Origin of the sequence: Endozoicomonas euniceicola, assembly GCF_025562755.1 — a bacterium.
Lineage (GTDB): Bacteria > Pseudomonadota > Gammaproteobacteria > Pseudomonadales > Endozoicomonadaceae > Endozoicomonas_A > Endozoicomonas_A euniceicola.
Map to the genome: position 1 here is coordinate 3,338,446 of NZ_CP103300.1, position 16,680 is coordinate 3,355,125.

A 16,680-nucleotide genomic window follows, 5' to 3' on the forward strand; every position below is an offset into this window, starting at 1 on the left:
ATGCAGAATTCGGTTACTGAATTTCTAACTCCAAGACAAATTAATGTCGAGGAAATTAGCCTGACACGCGCCAAGGTTACTCTTGAGCCGCTGGAACGAGGTTTCGGTCATACTCTGGGTAATGCGCTGCGTCGCATTCTTCTCTCTTCCATGCCCGGCTGTGCCGTGACGGAAGTAGAGATCGACGGTGTTCAGCACGAATACAGCGCGATTGAAGGTGTGCAGGAGGACGTAATTGAAATCCTGCTTAATCTGAAAGGTCTTGCCATTCAAATGAATGGTCGTGACGAAGCAATCCTGACTCTGAATAAAAAGGGTGCAGGTGTTGTGACCGCCGCGGATATTCAGCTGGATCACGATATTGAAATCGTGAATCCTGATCACGTTATCGCTCACATGAACGATAAAGGTGACCTGAATATGAAACTGAAGGTAGCTCGTGGTCGTGGTTATGAGTCCGGCGAAAGCCGTCGTCACGACGAAGAAGAAACCCGTGCTATTGGCCGCCTTCAGCTGGATGCCACCTATAGCCCTGTATACCGCGTATCCTATGTTGTCGAAAGCGCCCGTGTAGAGCAGCGTACTGACCTCGACAAGCTGGTGATCGACCTGGAAACAGACGGCACACTGGACCCGAATGAAGCCATTCGCCGCGCTGCGACTATTTTGCAGCAGCAACTGGTGGCATTCGTAGACCTGGAAGGTGAAGCCGAGCCTGAGCCAGTGAAGGAAGAGGACGACGTTGATCCTATCCTGCTGCGCCCGGTTGATGATCTGGAACTGACTGTACGTAGTGCTAACTGCCTGAAAGCAGAAAACATCTACTACATTGGTGACCTGATCCAGCGTACTGAAGTCGAACTGCTGAAGACCCCGAACCTGGGTAAGAAGTCCCTGACTGAAATCAAGGACGTTCTGGCCTCCCGTGGTCTGAGCCTGGGTATGCGTCTGGATAACTGGCCACCTGCCAGTTTGAAGAACGACGACAAGATTTCTGCTTAAAACAGCCATGCAGTCCTGACGCCTTTATCCGCTGTCATCAACTCTTCATTTGAACGAGTGAACGGTGGAAGATAAAGGCGGGGCTGATGGCAGAACGAGGAAGTTTGTGCCATGCGTCATCGTAAGAGTGGCCGCAAGCTCAACCGGAATAGCTCTCATCGTAAGGCTATGTTCCGTAACATGACCAGTTCCCTGGTTGAGCACGAAGTAATCAAGACAACACTGCCAAAAGCTAAAGAGCTGCGTCGTGTTGCTGAGCCCCTGATCACCCTGTCTAAAGAAGACAGCGTAGCTAACCGTCGCCTGGCGTTTGATCGTCTCCGCAACAAGGCAACTGTTGGCAAGCTGTTCTCTGATCTGGGTCCACGCTTCAAAGAGCGTCCAGGTGGTTATATCCGCATTCTGAAATGCGGTTTCCGTAAGGGCGACAACGCCCCTATGGCTATCGTTGAGCTGCTGGATCGTCCAGTTGAAGCTGAAGCGGTAGAAGCTGAAGATTAATAATTAGTCTTTTGCTATTGAAAAGCCGGGTATCTGCCCGGCTTTTCAGTATCTGGAGAAAAAGAACCGTTTATTTTTTGTCACTTTGCTCGTGCTGATCGCTACTGCTGCAATTGACCGACAGATAATCGGCTACTGCAAAGCCTGAAATAAGAATAAGCGTCAAAGCAAGAATAATAATGTTGCAGGAACGACCTAAACGGCACTGCTTTTCATCGCTACGGCACTGGTCGTAAGGTGATAAGTCCATTTCTCTCAAACCTCATAAAGTTGTGTGCTGGAATTTTGGCTTCACAACTACAACCACTCTTTTATGAAGCTACATAACTAAGGGTAGATTAGCAAAAATCTAGCTGTTAGCTGTTAGCTGTTAGCTGTTTCAGATTGCTATTATCTTAAATTCGATTTCGTTAGTGCGTATCTTTAAGCCCAATTATTTTTGACCCATTTCAGTTTACTGTCTAAATTAGGTAGCGAATAGTGGGAGGCAGAGTATGAAAAATCTCTACGAAACTGATTATTATCAGTGGCTGCAACAGCAAAAAGACTATCTGTCTAATCGACAGTTTGACAAACTCGACATTGAAAACCTGATCGGGGAAGTTGACGATATGGGCAGTGAGCTGGATACCCTTGAAACACGTCTGACAACTTTGCTCCTGCACCTGCTGAAATACCATTACCAGACCCAAGTCATTAATCCTGTCCTACCGGAGCCGTATAGTTGCCGCGACTGGAAAAATACCATTAGCCGAACAAGGCTTGCTCTCATCAAGTTGATTAAACGACGCCCGCATCTTAAAGGTCATGAAAATGATATTCTTCCTGAATCGTACAAGGATGCCAAACACCTTGCTATCGAGGCTATGAACTATTACGTTCAGCCCCATCAGCAGTTAAATAATGAGAGTTTTCCCGACGTTTGCCCGTGGAGCTTCGATACCATTATGCAGGAAGGCTGGTTGCCAGCCTGATGCCTTATCACTGCCCTCCACAATCCCGCCTTGCTGCCTCGTAACCAAATCCGCAACTAAAACGACAAATGTTTAATAGAGAATGTTCACTTGTGTGATCACGGATAGTTTTTGTGCAATATTTTTCGCTCCTGAACGTAATAAATAGAGCAATAAAATTATTTCATTTGAACTGTTGATCTGGGTCAACTAACCATGCAGAATTAAGTTGTTAATGAATCTTGCTGTAGTCGTATAATTTAAAAATGACCTGAAGGTCGAAAAAATGATTTACAGTTATTTGATAGCAATAATAATCGCACTACAGTCAACCGTTTCACTGGCTGTGTGCATACCCGACGACGGTGATGGTGAGCTCGGTGTCGAGTCCTGCGCGGCATCAGACATAACCCTGTCTGTCCCGGCGCTGGCCAGAGTCAACCAGTTGCAGGAATTCTCCCTGGGCGAGTTTGATTATGAAACAGTCCCTCAGTCCATCAACGATTTCTGTATCTGGTATAACACAGAAGAATTTTCATTAACGGTGAACAGTGCTAACAGCGCTGGTGACAGTACCTTTGGTTTGCTGGGAACCAGTTCAGCCGTAAGAATTCCCTATGAAGTGATCTGGTACAACCAGACCGGTGGTGGTGGTACAGAACTTAACCTGACGGCTCAGGAAAACATTCCGCAACAGCAGTTGAGGTTGCCAACCCTGCCGGTGAATTCTGATTGTGAAGAGAATAATACTTCGATAAACGTCAGGGTTCCGCTACAGAACCTTGAGAACCAACCGGAAGACAGTTATTCCGATACGTTGACGGTGACGGTTTCCGTGCAGTGAGTGGGCATTGCAGGACACCATAATAACAAAAATAGTGATGAACAAGGAGAATAACTTATGATCACTAAAAAAACAGCACTAACACTGTTAGCAAGCTCGATATTTTCTGTAAGTGTAATAGCTGATGAAAGTCAGCTTGGTGATGTGTCGTATGATGCTACCGATATTAGTTTTAACATTGATGGTGTAGGTCCCGGTGGCTCTATTTTGATTGCTAATCTTAACGAGATCCCGCTTGGAACATTTTCAGAGATTGTTGATGGCAATGATATCGTTGGTTATGAAGACTTCTGCGTATATCGGACTGGTGGTGGTGGCTCAGATAATCCCATCAATTATAAGTTGACAGCTGATAATCAGCACGATGCGAATTCGGGTGAAGATGCTTTTTATCTTAAAACTTTAGCCGGCGAAACTTTAGAATTCACTGCAAAACATTATAGTGTAATTGGAGCTACTGGAGTAACACCAACTGATTTTGTATACGATGAAGCTACTGCTATAAACGTGACTTCAACAGGAAATGGTACACTGACAGGCAATGAGACTGATGGCTTTGGTTGTACTGGAAACAATGCTTCTTTGGAGGTGATAGTTAATTTCGCTGATGCTGCAGCAGCTAAAGCTGGAGCATATAGAAGTCAACTGACTTTGACCGTTGAACCCATCTAAATTTTTACTAAGTAGGTTGGGATTCGCTTCGTTCTTCCCAACCTACGACAACAAGCATTAGCACTACTCCAGGTTTCTGGCATGAAGTCAAACAACCAGTACAATAAAAAACCAAAATACCTTAAACCGGCGACCATTAATTTATGGTCTGCTTGTTTGATGTGTTGTTTTTTTATCCTGTTGCTATTGTCACCGTTGTCTTTTGCCGGAGGTGAAAAACCAGGCTTTTGTTGGGATATGGGCAATACTAGCAATTGCACACTTGAATTCCTGTATGGAACAGAAAGTGAAGAAAAAAAAATGATTGAACGCAATGAATCTGATGATGGAGATCTTGTAATGGTATCAGATCGCTTCCGTTTTCGTTCAGATTGTGAAGGCTGTTCAGGTCTGAAAGGCCAAGACTGGGAGTTTCAATTTGCTTCTTTTGAGTATCGAGTTGATGGCAAACCTACCAGCCCGCCATTCGATGTGAAGGATGAAAAGCTGGTTAAAATAGAGTTGAATTTAAATGACGGTCAAAGTTACCCGCTGCAAATATGGGACGTAGAACGCAAAGAGAATGGTGAGGGGGAAGAGTTATTTAGTAGTTACTCAGGGGAAATATATCTTCAATTTACGCTGGAAGAAAAACATGTTCGTAACCTGGTGGCGGGGAAAAACTATGAGTTTGTTTTCAACCTTAAAGGTACTAACGTATATAATGGTGAAATCCATAGAATTCAGCCATACGTTTTTTCTCTGGAATACAAAGAATTCAAGCAGGTTCTTATTAGCAGACTACAAAACATGAACCTCCGGACATTTCCTGACCACATGCCCTACTATACCCAGAATATTTGTATTCACGCCTCCGGTGATCATAAATTCAGTATCAGGGCAGAAGGTACGGACAAAAATCAAAGTAATTTCGTTTTGTCCAGTTCATCTAACACTATTTCTTATATTCCCCTTTTCGGTGTGGGTAATGACAAACCCGAAAATAGTTTAATGGCTATGAATGGCGATACTGCAAATGAAATTTTCTTTGGTCACGACCACAAGTATTGCAATGGCGGCACTAATATGACTCTTGCAGTAAGGTTGAATACCACGTTTGAGGAACTCAGCCAGAAGCCGGCAGGCAATTACACCGACACTCTGACACTGATCGTTAAGGCCGAATAAGCAGAAAAACATCCTGCAGAGTGGATGCACAGTACAGCAGGCAAAGAATGATTAAAAAAAATACAAAAACACTGTGCTTTATCGCTGCATGGTTATTCGCTTTTAAACTTAATGCAGAAGAACCTCTGATTATTTCCCAAACCTCTGTCCCCGCGGGTTTTGAAGACCTGCTCGCCCCCCAGCAAAGCATGATCGACATCTACTTTGGCGGTCGCTTCGTTACCACTATGCCAGCCACCTTCACCACCAGTACCGTTGAGTTCGAAGACCCGGAAAAACTGATCAGGCAACTCCCGGCGGTGCTTGATGCTTTTCCAGTAGTTCAGGCACTGGAAGGTGAGCTGGACAGTCATACGGAAGCCGTCTGCTATGGTCGCTCTACCCAAGGTTGCGGCATCATTGAGCCGGAAGTCGCTGGCGTTATTTTTAATGCCGATAATTTCAGGGCTGATCTATTTATTCACCCCAGCCTGCTTACCGTTCAGGCGCTGGATAAAAATCGTTTTCTGCCGGGTTCTGAAGCGGGGCCTGCGGTTATCCAGAACCTGTCTGCCAATATTTCCGGCACTCTAAACGATGGCAACTCCGAGGACAATTACACCGTCTTTGGTAGTAGCTTTTTGTCGTTTGAAGAAAACAGCGTTCAGGCCAACTGGGATTTTTCAAGAGATCAGAATGCAAGCATTAACACATTACTCTTTGAGCGAGACTACCAGGGTCACTTATGGCAGGCGGGTTTAGTCAACACCACGGGCTTTGGTCTGAATTTCAGTGCCAGCCGTCGTCTATGGGGCGCAAGGGTTGCCAGCTCTTTCAATACCCGCACAGATCGTTCTTTTACCCAGGGAACACCACTGGAAATCTACATGCCGGTGCGTGGGCGCTATGAAATTATCTATGAAGAACGGCTGATCAGTAGTGGCTTTCTGGAAGCGGGTAATCAGGAGCTGGATACCACCAACTTTCCCAGCGGTGCTTATGACCTGACCATAAAAATACTGGATGAGGCAAATAATCTGGTACGCACTGAAACCCGGTTCTTTGCTAAGCAAACCCGTCTGGCACCTATTGGTGAGAACGAATATTTTCTGGAAGGTGGGCGGGTTTCTCTGTCTTCTGCTGACAAGATTCTTCCGGAAGTACAAGACGATGTACTAGTGAGAGGTGGTGTGAACACGCGTCTGGCTGACACCTTATCCGGAACTTTTGCGCTAGCAGCCACGGATGGGCAGAATTTGGCAGAAGCTTCCTTTTTCAAAATTGGTCGCCGTTACGAGCTGGCTCCCTCTTTTATGTTGTCTGATGAAGGCGACTACGGTGGCAAGCTGGATGCACGCTACCGTTACGGTCAGTTTAATATCAGTGGCAGCTATTTTCAGTTGTGGCGCAGTGATGAAGTCCGACCCACGACGGAATTTGATCTGCTGGGCAATGAGTTCCGTCAGAGCAGCGTGTCCATGAACTATCCGCTTCTGGAGGGGAATGCCAGCTACCGTTACAGTGAGAGTGAAAGCGCATCGACGGATGGCGCAACCAATAACCATCAAACCCGTCAGAGTGTTGGCTACAGCCGAAGCATTTACCGTGACGGGTTGTATTCCGTGTCCATGCGTTTTGATACCTCCTGGACCGATGAAGGGCAGATCACCGGGCTGATATCCTTTGACCTGAGTCGTTCAGAGAGTCAATGGACGTTCCGGGCAAACCCTCAGGCTCGTTATGACAAAGATACCGAAGGCAAGAGCGACCGGACCGAGCAGATGCAGGTATCGGCCACTTATAATAACAGGGACTCCGTTGCCGGGAACTTCCGCAGTACTCTCAGGGCAGAAAAGAGGTCATCGGGTCAAACCACGGCAGGGCTGTCCAGTCGACTGGCATCCACCTGGGGAACTGCGAACCTGAACGTTAACCATGTTGATAACGATTCCAACAGAACCACAGGTTATTCCGCGAACCTGAGCACCAGCTTTATGGCAAACAGCAATGTGTTTGCTTTTGGTGGCGAGTCCCAGTCCCGTTCTGCCGTGGTGGTAACAGTTGATGGAGCATCGCTTAGCGATCAGTTTGATGTCTATATAGACAACCAACGTCGTGGTTATGCGCTGGGTGGCAAGCCTTCGATCATTCATCTGAGTCCATTCAGAACCTATAAAGTCAGCATCAGGCCAACAGGTAGTAGTATTTTTTCTTTTGACGAAAAAGAATACGAGGTGACTCTGTATCCTGGTAATGTCATGGACCTGGATTACAGTGTTGACAGTGTTCGGGTGTTATACGGCCGAGTAAAAACAAACGATGGCGACTGGCTGGCCAATGCCAGTGTGCAGGGTGGTGTAGGTCTGGCAGTCAGTGATGAATATGGCATGTTTCAGGCTGAAATTACCGACGACAGTAAACAGCTGATTTTTGTAAAAGGTGGCAGGCAGTGTCTGGTTGATCTGGATGTTGGAAACAAAAAAGATGACTTTATTAATCTCGGACAAGTTGTCTGTCACTATGCAGATGTTCATAATCAGGCAAAAGCAGACGGTATTTAAACTTAACAACTAACTGTCAGGGTGATGTCGTGGAAGTAAGAAGAAAAACAGGGCTGGTGATCGCCTTACTGGTTACATTGAAAGCCACACTGCTGGCCTCACCCTTTGCCAGTGCCAATATGCTGCTGGATCGGATGATTGTTTACTTTGAGCCGGGCAAGCAGCCGCGCCAGGATATTCGTGTCACCAATGTCAGTGAAGATAACCTGTTTCTGCAAACCGAGATTTACAAGGTGGTTAACCCCGGCGCAGAAAATGAGCAGCGCATCCGGATTACTAATCCTGATGAAATGAAGTTATTGGCAACGCCGCAAAAGTCTATTGTTGCGCCGGGAGGGCGTCGAACCGTTCGCCTTGTGAGCCTGGAAACCCCAAAGGAGACGGAAGACGTTTACCGGATTACGTTCCGACCCGTGACGGGTGATGTAGAAGCCAACCAGAATGCGATTCAACTGCTAATTGCCTACCAGGCACTGATTTTTATCCGCCCTGAAAAGCCTGTCTATGAACTGGTTGCAAAGCGTGAGGGCGATAAAGTGACTTTTACCAATAAAGGCAACAGCAATGTCATTCTTCGTAATGGTGAACAATGCTTATCCGCAAAGGATGAAGACGACTGTGTTGAAATAACATCCGGTGGTCGTATTTATGCGGGGCAGAGTTTAACGCTGGACTTGCCAGGTAAAGGCAAGCTGGTTCGTTTCGGGATGTTTGACGGAACCCGTGAGCAGCGTCAGGAGTTCCGTCTGTAACATTGTCACTGCTTTGGGTTTTCTTCTGACTTTTTTGCTGAAGATTGTTCAGCCTTTGTTACCTGCTTGTTTTTATCGGGTCTTGGAGGAATCACGAGGGTGATTCTGGCAGAGGCACTGGAGCTTTTGCCAATAGACCCTGCGAGGATCAAAGCTTTTTTGTTATTGGTTTCAGCCTGAGCAGGCATTACGAATGTAAACAGGATGGAAAGCGCCGCGCCAGACATCCATTTCACTTGGCGTTTAACGTTCATTAGGGTACTCCTTAATCAACAACTTTTCTGATTTATCCCTGAAAATTGAATTATAGATATTATCTGCTGAAGGCTTTTCAGGTATTTCTTGATATTGTCTTTAAAAACAACGAGATACGAAAATGATAAGGTTTTCTTGTTACAGCGATATTGATGAGAGGGCAAATGTCAGGATGAGTGGAAAGAGCCGTGTCAGATGCCTGGCTCTTTCCGGTTGTGGAGTTATTCAGTCAGTGATTTGTCAGTCACGTTTTTGTCGGAAATACCCAGTTCTTTAATCTTCCGGGTCAGGGTATTACGTCCCCAGCCCAGCAATTCAGACGCATCTCGCTTGCGCCCACTGGTGTGCTGTAATGCTGATTCAATAAGAATGCGCTCAAAGGCAGGCACCGCTGTTTCCAGAATATTGGTGTGACCAATGGCCAGCTCTTTCTCAGCCCACTGTTTCAACTGTTGTTCCCAGCTGTCGGCTTTTACTGCCCGTGGCTGCTGATCCTGGTTCAGCTCTTTATTAAGTAGCTCTTTATTCAGGAGCTTTTTATTCAAGAGCTCTGGCGGCAGGTCTGAAATCAAGACTTCTCTGCCAGAAGCCATCACGGTCAGCCAGCGGCAGGTATTTTCCAGTTGGCGGACATTGCCAGGCCAGGGCAGTAAGGTGATATAGCTTTCAGTTTCAGGCGTTAGTATCTTGCTTTCAACATTCAGCTCTTGCGCAGCCCGGTCGAGGAAATGGCGTGCCAGAACGGGAATATCTTCAGATCGCTCGCATAGTTTGGGCAGATGCACACGAATAACGTTTAAGCGATGGAATAAGTCTTCCCGAAACTTACCTTGGCTAACCAGTGTTTCCAGATCCTGATGAGTGGCGGCAATGATTCGTACATCAGCCTTTACAGGTGTGTGACCACCCACTCTGTAAAATTCACCATCGGCCAGAACCCTGAGCAGGCGGGTCTGGGTGTCGGCAGGCATATCGCCGATTTCATCCAGAAACAGGGTACCATTCCCGGCCTGCTCAAAGCGCCCTTTGCGCAGGGCTCCGGCACCGGTAAAGGCGCCTTTCTCATGGCCAAAGAGTTCCGATTCAATCAGGTCACTTGGAATCGCAGCCATGTTCAGGGCAATAAATGGCTTGGCAGCTCTGGGGCTGTGTCGGTGTAATGCCCGTGCAACCAGTTCTTTGCCAGTACCGGACTCGCCATTTATCAATACCGTAATATTGGAGTGAGACAGTCTTCCGATGGCACGAAACACTTCCTGCATGGCGGGTGCTTCACCAATGATTTCGGTGGCGTTATCCACAGGCTCAACAACGCTGACTTCCTGTTTTTGCTGGCGGCTGTGTTCCAGCGCCCGCCTGGTCAGGGAGATGGCATCATCAATATCAAAAGGCTTGGGCATATAGTCAAAGGCACCACTCTGATAGGAAGCCACAGCGCTGTCGAGATCAGAGTGGGCGGTCATGATGATGACGGGAATATCAGGATGGTTGTCCTGTATCTGTTGCAGGAACTCCAGGCCATTGGTGCCCGGCATCCGGACATCGCTGATAATGGCCTCTGGTTTGCCGTTTTCCAGAGCTTCCATCGCTTTATCTGCACAGTCAAAGGACTCGACACTCAGCCCTTCTCCCTGCAGGGACTTTTCCAGCACCCAGCGAATAGAACGGTCGTCATCAATAATCCAGACTTGCGAATCGGTAGTCATTAGCACGCCTCTCAGAGAGCAATCGGTATATAAACATTGAAACAGGTTCGACCCGGCTTACTGTCACACTCAATCAGTCCTTTATGCTGGCTGATGATTGACTGTGCCATGGGTAAACCCAGCCCGGTGCCTTCGGCACGGCTACTGATCATGGGATAGAAGATGTTCTCGATCATGTCTTCGGGAATGCCGGGGCCATTGTCGATAATGCGGATATTGCACACCAGGCGGCAGCGTTCGTTGGCAATGGTAAACTGCCGGATAACCCGGGTCTGGATCGTGATCTGTCCATCGCTTAAGGGGCTGTGCTGTTCAATAGCCTGCATAGCGTTACGAACCAGATTGAGAATGGCCTGAATCAGTCGCTCGCGGTCTGCCGGTATCTCCGGAATACTGGGGTCGTAGTCCCGGACGAATTGAATGGCACCACCCGTTTCCGCCTCTGTCAGTTGTATCACCCTTTCAATCACTTCATGCACATTCAGTGCTTTCAGGTTGGGTGGTTTGACCGGCCCCAGCATCTGGTCCACTAGGTCACGAAGTCGATCGACTTCTTCGATAATGATGGTTGTAAACTCCTTTTGATCATTATCGTTTAACTGGCGCTCCAGCAGTTGTGCTGCACCCCGAATCCCTCCCAGAGGGTTTTTAACTTCGTGCGCCATGCCACGGGCAAGGCTTTTGGCGGTTTCCTGTTTGGCGATCAGAGAGGCTTCCCGGGTAATGCGTTGCAACCGATCCCTTGGGTGTATTTCCAGCAGAATACTGAAGTCTGAATAATCTACCGGGGTTACGGTGTAATCAACAGTGACCGGTTCGCTGTTGATACGGATGCAGGCTTTACGGCGGGTGAAGGGTTGTTGCTGGGACTGTGCCCGCTTCAGGTCATCTTCCAGAGCGGGCTGGGTTAACAGTGTCTCCAAAGGCTGGCTATAGCTGCGCCGTTCACTGATATCCAGCAGGTTTTCAGCAGCATGGTTGAGATAGCTGACTCTTAATTCCGGATCAAGGGCAATCACCGCAGTATTAAGATTGTCCAGTACAAATTGTTCGATCATCTGAACATCCCTGATGTTGTTATTGTTCGACACATTGTGATGTATCCCCTGATAGCTGTTCAGTCATCATTGAACTCAGCAATAATTGAACCAGTTTGCCCGGAGCGCACTATATAGCGGTACAAATGCAGGGTAACGCTTGCTGAACAGTAGATTATAAAGAGATATAAATTGAATGCACTAATTTGGTGCATTTAATGGTCAAAGCTCTGTGTCAGGGGGCAGGCGGTCTGTAGATAGTGCGCTGCACGTGTACCGTGCTTTCAGTTGTCTGAATCACTTTTCCTGAATGATTAAGAACCTCCGCCCTGATCAGGTGTGTTCCCCGGTTCATATTTTCGACCTTATGGCTAAGCGCTCTTTGTGGGCCAGCAACAGCCTGACCATCAATAAAAAAGCGTACTCTGTGTCCTCTGTTCAGATTGGGCTGAGCACTGACTTTTATCGTGAAGTTGCCATTGTTCCGAACGGTTGAATTATTAGCCGGAGTGCTGATTGAAAAAACGTTGTAACCTGGTTTGCCATGCTTTGTTGGCTCGGGAGCGGAGTGGCTGTAGGGTATGTTGGGTGGGGAAGGCAGGCTGGTGGTGGGTTTTAGCGTAACGGGTTCGCTGGGTTGGTTAGTGGAAGGCTTGTCGGTGAAGGCAGCGTTGCCATGTTTATCGACAGTTTTGTAAATCCCGGCACTCAGGAGAGTGGGAAGAAAGGTTAGAACCAGAAACAGCGGCAAGGGCTTTATTTTCATTGAAATGTATCCGCAAATAATCTATTGAGAGATTCTCCTTCCATGTTTCTCAGCATACCATCAAAAGTGTTGAATACTACTCAACCGCCGATGACCCTGCTTCACAATTCTGTGATTCTGGAAAATCAGGCAGAGGAAGGGAGGTTGCAGGAGGTGGTGCAACTCTGAAAACATGCATTGGCAGAAGGGACGCATCAGGTTGGTCGAACCACAGCCTATAGCCAATATTGTTAAAATCGCAGTAGCGTGAAACGATTCGTTCTTCTCTTGTATGATCCTTGAAAAAACGAACTTTATTGGGTGTTACCCAATAGAGTTTGCCGTAGACATATCCCAAAGTGTCCGTATCAAAGTACACTACTATTTCAACTTCATCTGCTTGTAAGTTTGTCACAACGACTAAAAATAACAGACATATAAAGGCAGAACAGGTTTTCAGATTCGCAAGCATTATCTTGGTTGAAACGTCATGATGATATCAGTATGGCAGGTTATTATCCCGCAGCATTGTAAAGAGAATGCTTATCCTGATGCGGATATTTAATTAAGAGGCAGATGACTCTGCCTCTTATGTCGGTATTCAGACGGAGTAATACAGGTCAAACTCTGCCGGATGAGTGGTCTGGCTGACGGCCAGGCACTCTTCCTTTTTCAGCTCGATATAAGCGTCGATCATGTCGTCGGTGAATACACCGCCAGCGGTGAGGAATTCACGGTCAGTGTCCAGGGCGGCCAGGGCTTCCTCAAAGCTTTCAGCAACGACTGGAATTTCTTTGGCTTCTTCCGCTGGCAGGTCGTACAGGTCTTTATCCGCTGCGTCGCCAGGGTGGATCTTATTCTTGATACCGTCCAGACCAGCCATCAGCAGCGCCGCGAAGCACAGGTATGGGTTCGCAGTTGGGTCAGGGAAGCGGACTTCTACACGACGGGCTTTCGGGCTGTTCACGTAAGGGATACGGATGGAAGCCGAACGGTTGCGGGCAGAGTATGCCAGCATGACGGGTGCTTCGAAGCCGGGAATCAGACGCTTGTAGGAGTTGGTGGAAGCGTTGGCAAAAGCGTTGATCGCTTTAGCGTGCTTGATGACACCACCAATGTAGTACAGAGCGGTTTCGCTCAGACCTGCATAGCCGTCGCCGGCAAACTGGTTGTCGCCGTCCTTGCTCAGAGACATGTGAACGTGCATGCCGCTACCGTTGTCACCGACCAGAGGCTTAGGCATAAAGGTGGCGGTTTTGCCGTAGGCGTGGGCAACGTTGTGTACGGCGTATTTCAGAATTTGAACTTCGTCAGCCTTTTTCACCAGTGTGTTGAACTTAACGCCGATTTCACACTGACCGGCAGTACCCACTTCGTGGTGATGTACTTCAACTTCCAGGCCCTGGTCTTCCATGGCCTGGCACATCTTGGCACGCAGGTCGTGCAGAGAATCTACCGGAGGCACCGGGAAGTAACCGCCTTTCACCTTTGGACGATGACCCGTGTTACCGTCAGCAAAGGTGGCGTTGCTGGACCAGTGAGCTTCTTCAGAGTTGATTTCGTAAGAGGCACCGGAAATATCGACTTTCCACTTAACATCATCAAATACAAAGAACTCAGGCTCTGGTCCGAAGAATGCCGTGTCAGCGATGCCGGTGGACTTAAGATACTCTTCAGCACGCTTGGCAACAGAGCGAGGGTCACGCTCGTAGCCCTGCATGGTAGCCGGTTCAACGATATCGCAACGAATGTTCAGGGTGGTTTCGTCGGTGAACGGATCGATAACAGAGCTGTTGTCGTCTGGCATCAGAATCATGTCGGATTCGTTGATGCCTTTCCAGCCTGCAATAGAGGAGCCATCGAACATTTTACCCAGTTCGAAGAAGTCACCGTCTACTTCACTGATGGGCATGGAAACATGCTGTTCCTTACCTTTGGTGTCGGTAAAACGCAGGTCAACCCACTTAACGTCGTGATCCTTGATCAGGTTCAGGGTCTTGGACATTTATTATTTCCTCCAGAGGACTTAGCTCAAAACTGAGAGCATCGCTTTTGGCTCTGATCTTCAACGTCAATCTTCAGCGTTAACCTTCATCGTTAAGATGGCTGAATTGATTGAGTGATCTTCCGCCGGGCTCAATGGTTGGCCACAGGTGTGACTGATCTGCATCTGGAAAAGCAAACGACGTGCCAGCTTTTCAAAATGCGGTTTCATGCCCTCTTGTGCAGCTGTTTGAAGGATTTTCATTTAAATCCTGAAACATTGCACTAAAAGTAAACATGCCAGACCATTTCCATGCACTAAATTGATGCAAAACAGGTTTGCTGAATCTTCTTAGCGCATAACTCTTAGTGCATAAATAGCAGCATAAAAAGCCTGTACTGCCTGATTTTGCTGCTCCCAAAAACAGGCGGCATTTAGTGTATCGTGAAATTGCGTGGACTACTAACGGCCATCGGTGTTTGTATGCTCTGGTGCTGGTGGCAGGGGCGGTTATCCCTCAGGTTTGAGGGATATGTCACAACCGTGTGTTTCGGTATAATTCCGCCACTTTTCTCTCAATATTTTGCTGTCAGGCTGCAGTAAGCTTTAATACTCATCGTTTTCAGTGTGCCTGCGGCATGATCACGGTAGCCCGAACCATGAAGTTCATCATTAAGCTGTTTCCGGAAATTACGATTAAGAGTACGCCGGTTCGAAAGCGCTTTATTAAAGTGCTGCGGAAGAATATTCGTACCATCCTCAAACGTTCCGATGAGGGCGTAGATGTTCGTGGTACCTGGGATTTTATCGAAGTCACGACCTCTTCTGATGATCCTGTTTTACAGGCGGAAGTCGGGGATCATCTGAGTCATATCCCGGGTATTGCCTACTGGATGCAGGTCACCGAATACCCCCTGACCACCATTGATGACATTCTTGAAAAAGCCCTGCCTGCTTTTCGTGAGCGCCTGGCGGGCAAAACCTTCCGTGTCACCTGTGCCCGACAGGGCAGCCATGATTTTCAGTCTATTGACGTGGAAAAGCAGGTGGGCGGTGGCCTGAATGTCCAGACTGAGGCAACCGGCGTTAAGCTCAAGAACCCTGATGTTACGGTAAAAATTGAAATTAAACGCAACCGTTATTTTCTGGAGACAGCCCGTGGTGAAGGCCTTGGCGGCTACCCGCTGGGTTCTATGGAACCTGTTTTATCCCTGATTTCCGGCGGTTTTGACTCAACGGTTTCCAGCTTCCTGACCATGAAGCGGGGCATTCGGACACACTTCTGTTTCTTTAACCTGGGTGGTCATGCCCATGAACTGGCGGTTAAAGAAGTGGCTTATTACCTGTGGAGCCGTTTTGGTTCATCCCATAACGTTCGGTTTGTCACCATACCGTTTGAAGGAGTCGTTGAGGAAATTCTGAAGAATGTGGATAACTCCCAGATGGGGGTAATCCTCAAGCGTATGATGTTGAGAGCCGCAACATCCGTCGCCAGAGAAATGCACGTAGAAGCTCTGGTGACGGGTGAGGCAGTAGCCCAGGTATCCAGCCAGACTCTGACCAACCTGTCGGTGATTGATGCAGCGACAGACCATCTGGTGTTGCGTCCGCTGGTGGCGATGGACAAACAGGATATTATTGATATCTCTGCCCGTATTGGCACTGAAGAGTTTGTTAAAAACATTCCTGAGTACTGCGCGGTTATCTCCAAAAATCCAACGACAAAAGCCAGACCTGAAAAAATTGCAGCGGAAGAAGAACGCTTTGATTTCGCTCAGCTGGATAAAGCGGTTGCCGAGCGTCGTATTGTGTCCGTCAGCGACATTATTGCTGATGACCTGACCCGTGAAGAAGTAGAAGTTGTCGATCATGTGGATCAGGGCGAAATCATTATTGATATTCGCCACCCGGATGAAGAAGAGATTAAACCATTCTCCATGTCCGATCGTGAAGTGATTTACGTACCTTTCTACCGGCTGCGAACAAAATTTGCTGAACTGGATCGAAAAAAACACTACCTGCTGTACTGTGAAAAAGGCGTGATGAGCCAGCTGCACGCTATGCACCTTCGTGAAGAAGGCCATGATAATGTGGGTGTGTTTAATCCGGAGAAAAAATAACCTTAAAGTACCCTTCTGCTTTCTGGGTGTTGATGAATTCCCCCCTTGTCCTGCTGACCGGGTTCGCAGGCACAGTGGGGGCCGATCTCCACCATTTGCGATCCACCCTTGTACTTTGCCTGCAAAATGCCCGTACAGTAATGTAATGCTTTTTCATGGACCTCCTGAGCAAAGTCCACACAATTAAATCCGGGAAGCGTAAAAGTACAGTCACCCATATTATGGTGACAAGCTTTCATGATTTTATTCAGGAATATTTTTAGCGACGCGAACCGAGTGAAGTCCGGTGTTATTCAAAGGGATCGATAACTTCCAGCGGTTCCGGAACCCCCTGCCACCTCACCTTTAATTTGTTTTGATGATATAGGTACCAGCGGCTCAGCTTTAAATAGGCATGCGCTC

General features: G+C 47.7%; 18 protein-coding genes. 10 read left to right on the plus strand and 8 right to left on the minus strand.

Features of this window, described 5'->3' with window-relative positions; all coding sequences use genetic code 11:
* Both NX720_RS13425 and rplQ read left to right on the plus strand, forming a co-directional pair.
* Positions 1 to 1,002 carry a DNA-directed RNA polymerase subunit alpha gene (locus NX720_RS13425; RefSeq protein WP_262595319.1) on the plus strand — a complete coding sequence of 334 codons (1,002 nt, stop codon included), beginning with the start codon at positions 1 to 3 and terminating at the stop codon, positions 1,000 to 1,002.
* Positions 1,003 to 1,113: 111 nt separating this feature from the next.
* Positions 1,114 to 1,503, plus strand: a complete 390-nt coding sequence (gene rplQ / locus NX720_RS13430) for a 50S ribosomal protein L17 (protein WP_262595320.1) — start codon at positions 1,114 to 1,116, stop codon at positions 1,501 to 1,503.
* Between the two features lie 70 nt (positions 1,504 to 1,573).
* Here the strand turns inward: rplQ and NX720_RS13435 are convergent, their stop codons facing one another.
* Entirely contained in the window at positions 1,574 to 1,753 is a 180-nt protein-coding gene (locus tag NX720_RS13435) for a hypothetical protein (RefSeq protein WP_262595321.1), read from the minus strand.
* A 244-nt stretch (positions 1,754 to 1,997) separates the two neighbouring features.
* Between NX720_RS13435 and NX720_RS13440 the strand changes: the two genes are divergently transcribed.
* The 6 genes from NX720_RS13440 to NX720_RS13465 all read left to right on the plus strand — a co-directional run bounded on the left by NX720_RS13440 (position 1,998) and on the right by NX720_RS13465 (position 8,431).
* Positions 1,998 to 2,477 carry a DUF29 domain-containing protein gene (locus NX720_RS13440; protein ID WP_262595322.1) on the plus strand — a complete coding sequence of 160 codons (480 nt, stop codon included), beginning with the start codon at positions 1,998 to 2,000 and terminating at the stop codon, positions 2,475 to 2,477.
* Between the two features lie 265 nt (positions 2,478 to 2,742).
* The gene (locus NX720_RS13445; protein ID WP_262595323.1) at positions 2,743 to 3,300 is read left to right on the plus strand and encodes a hypothetical protein; all 558 of its coding nucleotides are present in this window, start codon (positions 2,743 to 2,745) and stop codon (positions 3,298 to 3,300) included.
* A 57-nt stretch (positions 3,301 to 3,357) separates the two neighbouring features.
* Complete coding sequence (locus tag NX720_RS13450) at positions 3,358 to 3,972, plus strand: hypothetical protein (RefSeq protein WP_262595324.1); 615 nt, start codon at positions 3,358 to 3,360, stop codon at positions 3,970 to 3,972.
* An 81-nt stretch (positions 3,973 to 4,053) separates the two neighbouring features.
* Positions 4,054 to 5,139 carry a hypothetical protein gene (locus NX720_RS13455; RefSeq protein ID WP_262595325.1) on the plus strand — a complete coding sequence of 362 codons (1,086 nt, stop codon included), beginning with the start codon at positions 4,054 to 4,056 and terminating at the stop codon, positions 5,137 to 5,139.
* Positions 5,140 to 5,186: 47 nt separating this feature from the next.
* A complete protein-coding gene (locus NX720_RS13460; RefSeq protein ID WP_262595326.1) occupies positions 5,187 to 7,679 on the plus strand; it encodes a CS1-pili formation C-terminal domain-containing protein in 2,493 nt (830 codons plus the stop codon).
* Between the two features lie 29 nt (positions 7,680 to 7,708).
* Entirely contained in the window at positions 7,709 to 8,431 is a 723-nt protein-coding gene (locus tag NX720_RS13465) for a fimbrial biogenesis chaperone (protein WP_262595327.1), read from the plus strand.
* A gap of 5 nt (positions 8,432 to 8,436) precedes the next feature.
* Here NX720_RS13465 and NX720_RS13470 read toward each other — a convergent pair whose 3' ends face one another.
* The 4 genes from NX720_RS13470 to NX720_RS13485 all read right to left on the minus strand — a co-directional run bounded on the left by NX720_RS13470 (position 8,437) and on the right by NX720_RS13485 (position 12,195).
* A complete protein-coding gene (locus tag NX720_RS13470) occupies positions 8,437 to 8,685 on the minus strand; it encodes a hypothetical protein (protein WP_262595328.1) in 249 nt (82 codons plus the stop codon).
* 222 nt (positions 8,686 to 8,907) lie between these two features.
* Positions 8,908 to 10,392, minus strand: coding sequence for a nitrogen regulation protein NR(I) (gene glnG / locus NX720_RS13475; protein WP_262595329.1), 1,485 nt, complete (start codon positions 10,390 to 10,392; stop codon positions 8,908 to 8,910).
* An 11-nt stretch (positions 10,393 to 10,403) separates the two neighbouring features.
* A complete protein-coding gene (gene glnL, locus NX720_RS13480) occupies positions 10,404 to 11,483 on the minus strand; it encodes a nitrogen regulation protein NR(II) (protein ID WP_318654049.1) in 1,080 nt (359 codons plus the stop codon).
* Between the two features lie 181 nt (positions 11,484 to 11,664).
* Positions 11,665 to 12,195, minus strand: coding sequence for a DUF4124 domain-containing protein (locus NX720_RS13485; protein ID WP_262595330.1), 531 nt, complete (start codon positions 12,193 to 12,195; stop codon positions 11,665 to 11,667).
* Positions 12,196 to 12,237: 42 nt separating this feature from the next.
* Between NX720_RS13485 and NX720_RS13490 the strand changes: the two genes are divergently transcribed.
* On the plus strand, positions 12,238 to 12,363 hold the full coding sequence (locus NX720_RS13490; RefSeq protein ID WP_262595331.1) for a hypothetical protein: 126 nt from the start codon (positions 12,238 to 12,240) through the stop codon (positions 12,361 to 12,363).
* Between the two features lie 412 nt (positions 12,364 to 12,775).
* On the opposite strand, the gene glnA is transcribed toward NX720_RS13490, so the two are convergent.
* Positions 12,776 to 14,179: a glutamate--ammonia ligase gene (gene glnA, locus NX720_RS13495; RefSeq protein ID WP_262595332.1), complete on the minus strand. Its 1,404-nt coding sequence runs from the start codon at positions 14,177 to 14,179 to the stop codon at positions 12,776 to 12,778.
* 66 nt (positions 14,180 to 14,245) lie between these two features.
* Positions 14,246 to 14,422 (minus strand): hypothetical protein, encoded by a 177-nt coding sequence (locus NX720_RS13500; protein WP_262595333.1) that lies wholly within the window; start codon positions 14,420 to 14,422, stop codon positions 14,246 to 14,248.
* A 395-nt stretch (positions 14,423 to 14,817) separates the two neighbouring features.
* On the opposite strand from NX720_RS13500, the gene thiI reads away from it, so the two are divergent.
* Positions 14,818 to 16,278: a tRNA uracil 4-sulfurtransferase ThiI gene (thiI, locus tag NX720_RS13505; protein WP_262595334.1), complete on the plus strand. Its 1,461-nt coding sequence runs from the start codon at positions 14,818 to 14,820 to the stop codon at positions 16,276 to 16,278.
* A gap of 2 nt (positions 16,279 to 16,280) precedes the next feature.
* On the opposite strand, the gene NX720_RS13510 is transcribed toward thiI, so the two are convergent.
* Positions 16,281 to 16,517 (minus strand): hypothetical protein, encoded by a 237-nt coding sequence (locus tag NX720_RS13510; RefSeq protein WP_262595335.1) that lies wholly within the window; start codon positions 16,515 to 16,517, stop codon positions 16,281 to 16,283.
* Positions 16,518 to 16,680 lie beyond the last annotated feature (163 nt).

Bases quoted from the DNA above. Each gene is read 5' to 3' on its own strand.
- NX720_RS13445 (WP_262595323.1), top strand. From the start codon at position 2,743: ATGATTTACAGTTATTTGATAGCAATAATAATCGCACTACAGTCAACC.
- NX720_RS13510 (WP_262595335.1), bottom strand. From the start codon at position 16,517: ATGAAAGCTTGTCACCATAATATGGGTGACTGTACTTTTACGCTTCCC.
- NX720_RS13500 (WP_262595333.1), bottom strand. From the start codon at position 14,422: ATGAAAATCCTTCAAACAGCTGCACAAGAGGGCATGAAACCGCATTTT.
- thiI (WP_262595334.1), top strand. From the start codon at position 14,818: ATGAAGTTCATCATTAAGCTGTTTCCGGAAATTACGATTAAGAGTACG.
- NX720_RS13470 (WP_262595328.1), bottom strand. From the start codon at position 8,685: ATGAACGTTAAACGCCAAGTGAAATGGATGTCTGGCGCGGCGCTTTCC.
- NX720_RS13435 (WP_262595321.1), bottom strand. From the start codon at position 1,753: ATGGACTTATCACCTTACGACCAGTGCCGTAGCGATGAAAAGCAGTGC.
- NX720_RS13425 (WP_262595319.1), top strand. From the start codon at position 1: ATGCAGAATTCGGTTACTGAATTTCTAACTCCAAGACAAATTAATGTC.
- NX720_RS13460 (WP_262595326.1), top strand. From the start codon at position 5,187: ATGATTAAAAAAAATACAAAAACACTGTGCTTTATCGCTGCATGGTTA.
- NX720_RS13455 (WP_262595325.1), top strand. From the start codon at position 4,054: ATGAAGTCAAACAACCAGTACAATAAAAAACCAAAATACCTTAAACCG.
- NX720_RS13485 (WP_262595330.1), bottom strand. From the start codon at position 12,195: ATGAAAATAAAGCCCTTGCCGCTGTTTCTGGTTCTAACCTTTCTTCCC.
- NX720_RS13450 (WP_262595324.1), top strand. From the start codon at position 3,358: ATGATCACTAAAAAAACAGCACTAACACTGTTAGCAAGCTCGATATTT.
- glnG (WP_262595329.1), bottom strand. From the start codon at position 10,392: ATGACTACCGATTCGCAAGTCTGGATTATTGATGACGACCGTTCTATT.
- NX720_RS13440 (WP_262595322.1), top strand. From the start codon at position 1,998: ATGAAAAATCTCTACGAAACTGATTATTATCAGTGGCTGCAACAGCAA.
- glnA (WP_262595332.1), bottom strand. From the start codon at position 14,179: ATGTCCAAGACCCTGAACCTGATCAAGGATCACGACGTTAAGTGGGTT.
- NX720_RS13490 (WP_262595331.1), top strand. From the start codon at position 12,238: ATGTTTCTCAGCATACCATCAAAAGTGTTGAATACTACTCAACCGCCG.
- rplQ (WP_262595320.1), top strand. From the start codon at position 1,114: ATGCGTCATCGTAAGAGTGGCCGCAAGCTCAACCGGAATAGCTCTCAT.